The sequence below is a fragment of the Pedobacter sp. 05L430 genome (assembly GCF_056397585.1).
Window position 1 is genome coordinate 1 of the sequence record NZ_JBFTNT010000262.1, and the last position, 7,604, is coordinate 7,604.

The following is a 7,604-nucleotide window of genomic DNA, read 5'->3' on the forward strand; positions in this document are numbered from 1 at the left end:
GGTCAGTATATCCATATTGGTGGTGACGAATGTTTTAAGGGATTTTGGAAAGACTGCAAAAAATGCAAGAAAAGAATGAAGGACGAAAACCTGAAAACCCCGGAAGAACTGCAAAGTTATTTCATCAGGCGTATGGAAAACATCGTTAAGTCTAAAGGCAAAAAAATGATGGGGTGGGACGAAATTCTGGAAGGTGGATTGGCACCCGAAGCTACGGTAATGAGCTGGAGAGGAATGAAAGGAGGCATCGAAGCAGCAAAAATGAATCACCATGTGATAATGACTCCTGCCGATAATTGTTATCTTGATCTTTATCAGGGAGACCCAGCTGCAGAACCACCAACTTATTCTATGCTTACCTTATCAAGTTGTTATAATTTTGAACCCATTCCGGCTGAAATACCTGATCCTTCACTGATATTAGGAGGTCAGGGCAATTTGTGGACAGAATCTGTTCCGAATTACCGCCATGTAGAATACATGACCTGGCCCCGTGCCTTTGCCTTGGCTGAAGTTTTCTGGTCGCAAAAAGAAAACAAGGGATGGGATAGCTTTATCTCCCGTATGGAGCATAATCTTGAAAGGTATGATGTAGCAAATATCAACTATGCAAGAAGTGTGTATGATGCCACAATAAAACCTTTAAAAGACACTGTTAATAAAACGCTGCGTATTGCATTAGCTACCGAGATAAAGAAATTAGACATCTATTATACGTTTGATAATACTTATCCGGATAACTTCTCTCCAAAGTATACCGATACCCTTACAGTACCAAAAGGAGCAGATCATTTAAGGGTTTTAACTTACCTCGATAGCAAACCAATGGGTAAAATGATTACTGTTAGTATAAAAGATCTGGAAAAGCGTACGGAAGAGTAAGCAAATCTTACTAATTTTGGCCTAAAGAAGATATTTATTACCATGCTTGGATTAAAATTATTGACGGACCCGCGGTGGGCAAACATTGCTGAATCGAATTTAGAAGAGATTTTGACTGACCATGCCTGGTGTGAACAAAAAGCAGCAACGAATGCCATTACCCTGATCGCCAATAATTCAGAACATATGGATTTGGTGCAGGAATTAACAGCTATTGCTATTGAAGAAATGCAACACTTTAAGATGGTGGTTGWTATAATTGAGAAACGTGGGTATACACTTGGTCGTGAGCGTAAAGACGACTATGTTGGTCAATTGGTTAAATTCAGTCGAAGGGATGGAAGCAGAAACTCGGCTTTTATTGACCGTCTTTTATTTGCGGCGATGATTGAAGCCAGAAGTTGTGAGCGCTTCCGCGTACTGTCGCAAAACATCAAAGATGAAGAACTTGCAAAATTCTATTATGACCTGATGGTGTCAGAAGCTGGCCACTATACTACTTTTCTGAACTTCGCCCGCAAATATACCATTGATATTGATGTGGATAAAAGATGGAAAGAATGGCTTGAATTTGAAGGTGAGCTTATACAAAGTTTCGGCAATAAGGAAGCCATTCACGGCTAATTGTTTACTTCATCTTTTCAAACACAAACTTTGCGTCTTGATAATTGATTGGAACGTTTTTTTTGAAGTAACGTATGTTCATATAAATTTCCATTGAACCTTCGCCCATAATTAACTTTCCGTCTTTTTTTAACAATGCTATGGGAGCCTTGTGCCATGTCTCAACTCCATAATGCTGAAAGCGATAAGTTCCCTTTAGTTCGTCTCCTTTTACAATTCCGGTTACATCACCGGAATCTTTATAGAGACCATGGTAATTTATTTCAAGCTGCCCGAAGAACTCCTTGTCAGTAATGTTTATTTTAAAAGTAGCAGTATCATCTTTACTTATAGCGCGATATAATGTTTTGGTGTTATCTTGTTCTACGCTAGTACTTGAACAACCGTATGTCGCGAAAGCGACAATTAAACATAGAATTTCTGCAAATTTCTTCATATAATGATGAGTACCTTCAAATATATGCTAATTTTTATCTCCACATAAATTGATAAAGATTTTCTGATTAATGGATTATTAAGTAAATATTAACCAGATTTAGTTTTTTTGCTTACAAGACCATAACCAAATAAAACCACGGATGCGAAAAATTATTGCACTTATTTTTGTACTGTTTATCTGTACATCAATTTTTAACATAACTCAGGCTCAGTTAACTACAACCGGTTTTTCAGGCGATAAAACTACCTGGAGGGGATTTGACCGATATGATTTTCTAATGGATACACTCAGCTTGGAAATAACTCCATTTAAAGCTGTTGAAAGTGAGGGTTTCGGGATTAATGTTGAGGTAAAAGGGAAGGTGCGCTGTCTGGTTGTTGTACCAAAAACTGCAGCCGCAGGAAATCCCTGGTCATGGAGAGGATTCTATTGGGATCATGAACCCCAGTCGGAAATCGAGTTGTTAAAAAAAGGTTTTTTTATAGGATACATTAACTGCGATGCTGGCAGACAATGGGATGCATGGTATGCCTTTTTAACCAAGGAACATGGGTTTTCAAAAAAACCGGCCTTTGGTGGAATGAGTAGAGGAGCTATTAATGCCTATGCCTGGTCTGTAAATCACCCTGATCAGGTATCTTGTATTTATGGAGACAACGCTGCAATCATGCCAGAAAGTCTGGCAAAAATAGCAGAGCTTGCTAGACACGATGTTCCTTTATTAAGTATCTGCGGTTCCGAAGATTTTCTGTATGAAAAAAATACGCTGTCTATTGAAAATATTTATTTACAAATGGGTGGGAGAATGACTGTTCTGGTTAAAGACGGGACAGCTCATCATCCGCACAGTCTGCGCAACCCAGGTCCTATTGTAGACTGGGTTGTTAAAAATGTTGCTAAAGCAGCGCCATTGCCAGATTTTATTGATGATGACTTCATCAAGTCTTATTACTATAATACTCAAAGCAGCTACCTGTATTTAAAAGAAGAAAATACATGGATGACCGCCAGAGGCCCCGGTTATACACCTTATTATGAGCAATATGAAGTTAAAGGAAAGAGCCGCTATGGGGTGTCTTCAATGATTATTATAGCACCTAATAAAGCCGCTGAAGGCAAACCATGGGTTTTTAGAAGTGATCGGATGGACAGAAATGCCCTGGTAGATCAGGCTTTGCTGGCTCAAGGATATCATATTGTTATTACCCCGCTTACCGCACAATCAGGTGCAGTAATGGAACAGTGGGATGGGGTTTATAAAATGCTAACTGATCATGGATTCTCCAAGAAACCAATATTAGAAGGATCAGGAGTTAATGCAGGGGAATGTTTTGCATGGGCAATGGAAAATCCGGAAAAAGTTTCTGCCATTTATGCTGTAAATCCGGTGATGCGCAGTTTGATGACCAAAAAGAATCTGTTCGATGGACTTAGTCTGATTGCAAAGGAAGCTGTGCCCTTGTTAATTGTTTCTGGAAGTCAGGACCCTTGGTTTAAGGAGCATACTAAGGTAATAGAACAACATTACAAGAAGCTTGGTGGGAAATTAAAAATTGTAATAAAAGAGGGGCAGGGGCATTTTATTACAATAGCGCCTGAGGTTATTGTGGCACAGATTACTAAATATTAGTAATCTGTGTATAATTATTGATTTAGTTTTGCAATTGCGTCTTCCGAGCTGCCTACAAAATTTACTTGTTTGCCTTTGTTGCTTTCGTAAATAAAGTCTTTCATACTTTTGCTTTGGTATTTACTGAAGTCACCAACAATAGCAAGGCGAACCCTGTAATTTGAGAATTTTTGAAGAATTTCTCCTGCAATACCTGTTTTCAGATCAAAGAACTCAGTACATATATTTTGTTCCTGAAGGATAATTCTATCAACATCCTGGTAGTATAAATCTGCCAGTAACTGTAATCCTTCTTCCGGATTCTTAATCAGGACTTTATCAGAGACGACCTCTGCAATTCTTATTTCTCCTGTTTGATGTATTTCTATATTCATTTGGATCTCTTTTGACTCAAACATAAGAATATATACGGGTTTTTATTATAATGCTTTTGCTTTAATGATCTCAAGAAGCTGGTTTAACCGGTAAGCAATTGGCTTCTTTATAACCTGTTTTTCACAAAAACTTCTCCAGGTAATTGTCCAAATTGATTTTTGTAGATCGCAGCAAAGTATCCCGGTTTTAAATATCCAAGTTCATTGCCTACCTCATTTATTGTATTAAAATTTCCACTTTTCAAGAGCTCTTGTGCAAGGTTTAATTTTTCGCGAATAAAGAAACTGTTGGGGCTTTCCTTAAATATTCTCTTAAACAGCTTCTTATATTTAGAAATAGACATGCCGGCCATGTAAGCCAAAAAATCTATTCCGGGAAATGCTCCCAAAAGTTGCTCCATCAGATAAGTTTGAGTTTTGATGATCTGCGCAGTATCTAATTCAGAAAGTTTCCCTAATACCAGGTCATTTTCATTTATACGTTCTACCAGGTATGCAAAAACCTGCAATGAGGTTCCACGCAAAGAAAGTTCAAATGATGGGTCGTTATAATTTCGCGTTCTGAGTTTAAGAATACAAAGACGGGTGCGACTGTCCATGTGGCTTGTAAAAACGATTGTGTTATTTTGCCCCATTTTAGGACCACCTATAGATCCTAACAGATACTTTTGAAGCAGGGGTTTAGCTATGAGCAACCAGAATGAATACATTTTAAAAGAAGGGGTATAGCTGCTTTTTAATGTGGCATCGACCACAATCATTCCCAATTTCGAATGATAATTAACTTTGCTGTGGTTAATTTTTTGAATATCAATTTCATCGCTTAGATCATAATAGGCAATGTAAAAGTCTTCCGCATTTACTACTTGGTTTAGTTCAACACTTCTTTGCAAAGTAAAATCAACAACAAGGGCCATTAATCCGGGCATTACCTCCATAAAATAAGAACAGCCTTGAGCTATATCATGAGGAATTGATATTTGTTTTCCTGTTGCCATTACAATGATGCTGCATATTCTTTAGGCGACATCCCAAAGTAGCTTTTAAATTGCTCTGATAAATGAGAGGTGCTTGTGAAATTTAATTTTTCGGCCAATTCTCTAATGGTATACTGTCCGGATCCAAGTAAATCTCTTGCAAGTTCAAGCTTGTTGTTTAGGAAGAAGGCATTAGGAGTTTGGCCGGTGATTTTTTTATATAGTTTCTTGTATTTTGTTGCCGACATATTTGCCTCAGCAGCTAACGAAGTTATTCCGGGGAAAATGCCCTCTTGTTTTTTAATCAGGCTTGTTTGTGAGTTTAATATCATTGCAAGATCTGTACGAAGAACTTTGCTAATCATTATTTCTCTTTTCATGATGTTATCCAGGCAATCTGCCAGCAAGTTGTAAGCCAAACCACTTAATAGGAGGTTGAAAGATATGCTTCCTGGAGTGCTTTTCCTGAACTCATTGATGATATGCCAACTGTTGCTACTCATATGGGCATAATGCAGAAGGGTATTTTGCTTCTGATCAAAAACTCTGTTTAGTACCTCATCAAGGATACCTGTTTTGGATAGATATTCTCTTAGAATATGCTTCTTTAAGAAAAGTGAAATGCCGTACGATTTACTTCCGGACTTTATTACAAAATCTATATCAAGTTGACTATCTGTAATCGCCAGATTGTAATTCCATCGCCCCACCGACCGTGAAATATCATCCATAACGTGAACCAGATCTCCTTCAGTAAGATTGAAATATATTCCTGCAAAATCATTTTTAATATTCCTGACTTTGTACAACACATCCTGATGATAAATCACATCTACCAGCATAACCGTAATGTTTTCGCTTATTTGAAGCGTATAATAAGTGCCCGTTAATATATCATCAGGAACAATGATAAAATTGCCGCGTACAAATCCGCCAAGGTTAACGGCCAATTCTTCAACCCAATCTGTCTCAACTCCAAAGCGATAAATTACTTCTTTCATACTAAAATGAACAAGTATGGGGAGCTATCTCGTTAATTATTGTGCATTTTTTTCTTAATTTCATAAAAAATGTCCTCATCGGGTATTTTTAAACCTTATTTTGGCTCTTATTTGTTCATAGAAAGTGTTATGATCATGCTGACAGAAAGAGGCGAACTGGCATACACAGCTTAAGTTCAGAATTCAAACAGAATTCCAATCTACCTTTGCTTTTTATATAAAATTTTATATGATAAGTAAACTATTTAAGGGCAGATATAGCGTCTTATTTTCTTTTTTAGCCATTTTTGTTTTTATCTCCTTCCTGATCCGTACTGTTTTGTTTATTGATTCGATTGGCAAAACGGACTTTTCATTCTTAGGTGTATTAAGAATTTACCTGCTCGGTTTTGTTTATGATTTTGGAGTAGGTCTCTTTTTAACCACTTTGTACAGCTTATATTTACTTATACTTCCAGATAGATGGTCGGCTTCAATTGCAAATAAGATCATTACTTATGTGGCTCTTTTTATAATCCTTCTTATCTCTTTCTTTTCATTTTTTGCTGAACTTACTTTCTGGCAAGAGTTTGAAAGCAGGTTCAACTTCATTGCTGTGGATTATCTTGTTTATACTTATGAAGTCATCAACAACATAAATGAATCATATCCGCTGCCATTATTAATTGGTGGAGTATTGGTAATGGTGTTATTGGTAATGTGGCTTTTTGCAAAGAAGAGGATTTTTAAAAATGTTTTCCAATCTGTTGTCGCATTTAAGAGTAGGGCAGTTATAACCGGGATTTTGCTTGTTATTACGTCATTATATGCCTTTTTCCTAACAAATTCCTTTGCCGAATCAAGTACCAACCGATACGAAAATGAACTATCAAAAGCAGGTATTTATTCCATTTTTGCAGCGTTTAAAAACAACGAGTTAAATTATAACCATTTTTATGCTTTACTCCCTTTAAATGAGGCGTTTGGTATAATGAGAAGTGAGCTAAAGGATCAGCAGAGCACTTTTGTAAATGATGGAAACTCAATTAAAAGGAATATCCAAAACGGTGGTCAGGTTTATAAACCAAACGTAATCATGATTACTGTTGAAAGCCTAAGTGCCAGTTTTCTTGCGCATTTTGGCAATACACAGAAACTAACACCCGTACTTGATTCTCTTGCCGATAAGAATCTAATGTTTACAAATATGTATGCAACAGGTACCCGTACAGTTAGAGGTATGGAAGCGCTAAGCTTATCCATACCTCCAACGCCTGGTAGCAGTATTGTAAGAAGACAGGGAAATGAAAACCTGACAACCGTGGGCCATATCTTTGAAAAAGAGGGATACACCAGGACATTCTATTATGGCGGGGATGGCTACTTCGACAATATGAACGAATATTTTGGCAGTAACGGCTTTAACATTACAGACAGGGGAAGAAATATCAAAATTGGAGATAGTTATTTGACAAAAAGAACGATCATTCAGGATGATCAGATTCATTTTGAAAATGCCTGGGGAGTTTCGGACGGAGATCTTTTTGATGCAGTTATAAGGGGCTCAGATGCCGATGATAAGGCAGGGAAGCCATTTTACAGTTTTGTAATGACAACCTCAAATCATAGGCCTTTTACCTTTCCAGCGGGAAAAGTAGATATGAAACAAGGCAATAGGGAAGGTGCAGTTCGTTACAC

At 37.3% G+C, this 7,604-nt stretch carries 8 protein-coding genes; 4 read left to right on the forward strand and 4 right to left on the reverse strand.

The annotated features are described in order from the left end of the window. A partial coding sequence (locus AC1DG9_RS21850; RefSeq protein ID WP_477635230.1) for a beta-N-acetylhexosaminidase occupies positions 1-882 on the forward strand: 882 nt, incomplete at its 5' end. 42 nt (positions 883-924) lie between these two features. Continuing rightward, positions 925-1,506 carry a MiaE family protein gene (locus AC1DG9_RS21855; protein ID WP_477635231.1) on the forward strand — a complete coding sequence of 194 codons (582 nt, stop codon included), beginning with the start codon at positions 925-927 and terminating at the stop codon, positions 1,504-1,506. A 4-nt stretch (positions 1,507-1,510) separates the two neighbouring features. Here AC1DG9_RS21855 and AC1DG9_RS21860 read toward each other — a convergent pair whose 3' ends face one another. Further along, complete coding sequence (locus AC1DG9_RS21860) at positions 1,511-1,942, reverse strand: hypothetical protein (RefSeq protein WP_337716858.1); 432 nt, start codon at positions 1,940-1,942, stop codon at positions 1,511-1,513. A gap of 142 nt (positions 1,943-2,084) precedes the next feature. On the opposite strand from AC1DG9_RS21860, the gene AC1DG9_RS21865 reads away from it, so the two are divergent. After that, positions 2,085-3,575: an alpha/beta hydrolase gene (locus AC1DG9_RS21865; protein WP_172660206.1), complete on the forward strand. Its 1,491-nt coding sequence runs from the start codon at positions 2,085-2,087 to the stop codon at positions 3,573-3,575. 14 nt (positions 3,576-3,589) lie between these two features. Here AC1DG9_RS21865 and AC1DG9_RS21870 read toward each other — a convergent pair whose 3' ends face one another. The 3 genes from AC1DG9_RS21870 to AC1DG9_RS21880 form a co-directional block, all read right to left on the reverse strand. Continuing rightward, the gene (locus AC1DG9_RS21870) at positions 3,590-3,949 is read right to left on the reverse strand and encodes a DUF4180 domain-containing protein (RefSeq protein WP_172660207.1); all 360 of its coding nucleotides are present in this window, start codon (positions 3,947-3,949) and stop codon (positions 3,590-3,592) included. A 107-nt stretch (positions 3,950-4,056) separates the two neighbouring features. Continuing rightward, on the reverse strand, positions 4,057-4,947 hold the full coding sequence (locus AC1DG9_RS21875; RefSeq protein ID WP_337716860.1) for a helix-turn-helix transcriptional regulator: 891 nt from the start codon (positions 4,945-4,947) through the stop codon (positions 4,057-4,059). Further along, positions 4,947-5,927 carry a helix-turn-helix transcriptional regulator gene (locus AC1DG9_RS21880; RefSeq protein ID WP_172660209.1) on the reverse strand — a complete coding sequence of 327 codons (981 nt, stop codon included), beginning with the start codon at positions 5,925-5,927 and terminating at the stop codon, positions 4,947-4,949. Before AC1DG9_RS21880 ends, AC1DG9_RS21875 begins: the two co-directional genes overlap by 1 nt. 229 nt (positions 5,928-6,156) lie before the next feature. Between AC1DG9_RS21880 and AC1DG9_RS21885 the strand changes: the two genes are divergently transcribed. Beyond that, the coding region (locus tag AC1DG9_RS21885; RefSeq protein ID WP_477635232.1) for an LTA synthase family protein at positions 6,157-7,604 on the forward strand (1,448 nt) is incomplete at its 3' end.